The following is a 1,291-nucleotide window of genomic DNA, read 5'->3' as shown; positions in this document are numbered from 1 at the left end:
GTCGTGGAAGAAGCCCTTGTCGTCATTGACGAAGAAGGACGGCGACTTCTCTTTCGTGAACGGCGACAGGCCGACGTATTCGCGTCCCTGACGCTTGAGTTTCACCGTCCGCCCGATGATGTCGGACGGCCGAAGGCGGGCCTTCAGTTCTTCAAGGAAGCGGTCGTCGAAGCGCACCTGCGCCTTATAGCGCGCGACTCACCGGTTTGGGCGCATTTACCTTTCGTTAACCAGAAAGGCCAAAGCGCGGCAGTAACCGCCTGAATATGTACACAGTTTTCTTGTTGAACAGGAACTGTCCACAGACCTGTGGATTAACCGCATAGCCGTCCCGGAAGCGGGCGGAGACAGGCGGGCCCGCAGCGAAGACCGCGGACCCGTCCGAGAATGAAAGCCGGCCCATGTTCATGACCATCGCCCGCCCGGCGGTGGAGCCCCAAGGCCCCGACTCCGTCGCCGTCCCCGGTTCCCCCGCCATTCACGAACTGTCGCCGCGCGCCCTGCACGCGCGCCTGCTTCAGAACGCGGCGCTGCGGCGGATGCGCGGCGCCGAGCGGCTGCGGAGCAACCGGCTCGAAGACGCCGACTACTGGCTTCACGCCGCGCCGGTGGCCGTGCGCAAGGCCTGCGCCCTGCGGGAAGAGAAGAGCTTCGCCCCGCTTCCCTGAGTCGATCAGCCTTACCGCCAGGCCGCGCCGGTGATCGCGCCCTGGCGGCCGACCTCATAGACGGCGCTCATGGATTCCACGCTGAAGTCCAGCGCGGAGACCTCGTAGTCGTCCGGCAGGGCGGCGTATCGGAAGAACAGGTCATTGTGGTCGGCGAAGGCGCGGTTGCCGGCCAGCGTCGTCACCAGCGAGGCCCTCAACAGGACGTCGATACTGCGGCCCAGCACGCCCTGCGGGGTATCGCGGGTGATGGCAAAGCTCGGGTTCGTCCGGCCGTTGACGACGACATAAAAGCGCGCCGCGCGCAGGGTCCCCGAGGGCTCGCGGAAGGACCAGAGGGTTTCCGGCACAGCGAGGAAGGGCGTGGTCACGCCCCCGTCAACATGCATCTCCTCGAAGGCCAGACCCGCGTTGTCGGAGGGTATCAGCACCGGCGGGAAGGCGCCGGGAATGCTGGCCGATGCGATCAGGACATTCCGGAACAGCGCCAGGGCTTCCGGCGAGGCCTGGGTCGCTATGGCGCCCAGGTCCCAGCTGACGCCGCGCTGGGAATCCAGGTCGGTCGTGGCCACCAGCAGGACGCGGCCCTTGGCGTATTCCGCCGCCACGGCCGCCAGCAGGGC

General features: G+C 66.8%; 1 protein-coding gene and 2 pseudogenes. 1 reads left to right on the top strand and 2 read right to left on the bottom strand.

Translation table 11 applies throughout. The annotated features are described in order from the left end of the window. Window positions 1–177 (bottom strand): annotated as a pseudogene (locus tag B3E43_RS06265) (CHC2 zinc finger domain-containing protein); the annotation flags it as partial. 224 nt (window positions 178–401) lie between these two features. Between B3E43_RS06265 and B3E43_RS06260 the strand changes: the two are divergent. Beyond that, on the top strand, window positions 402–668 hold the full coding sequence (locus B3E43_RS06260) for a hypothetical protein (RefSeq protein ID WP_292027656.1): 267 nt from the start codon (window positions 402–404) through the stop codon (window positions 666–668). Window positions 669–679: 11 nt separating this feature from the next. Here the strand turns inward: B3E43_RS06260 and B3E43_RS06255 are convergent. Continuing rightward, window positions 680–1,291, bottom strand: a pseudogene (locus tag B3E43_RS06255) (phospholipase); the annotation flags it as partial.

The organism is Brevundimonas sp. UBA2416, from assembly GCF_002343105.1.
Lineage (GTDB): Bacteria > Pseudomonadota > Alphaproteobacteria > Caulobacterales > Caulobacteraceae > Brevundimonas.
Note: the sequence above shows the minus strand (reverse complement) of the source record. Positions and strands in the feature narration are given on the sequence as shown.

What these genes read in the sequence shown, in the direction of transcription:
- B3E43_RS06260 (WP_292027656.1), top strand. Translation starts at nt 402, where the DNA reads ATGTTCATGACCATCGCCCGCCCGGCGGTGGAGCCCCAAGGCCCCGAC.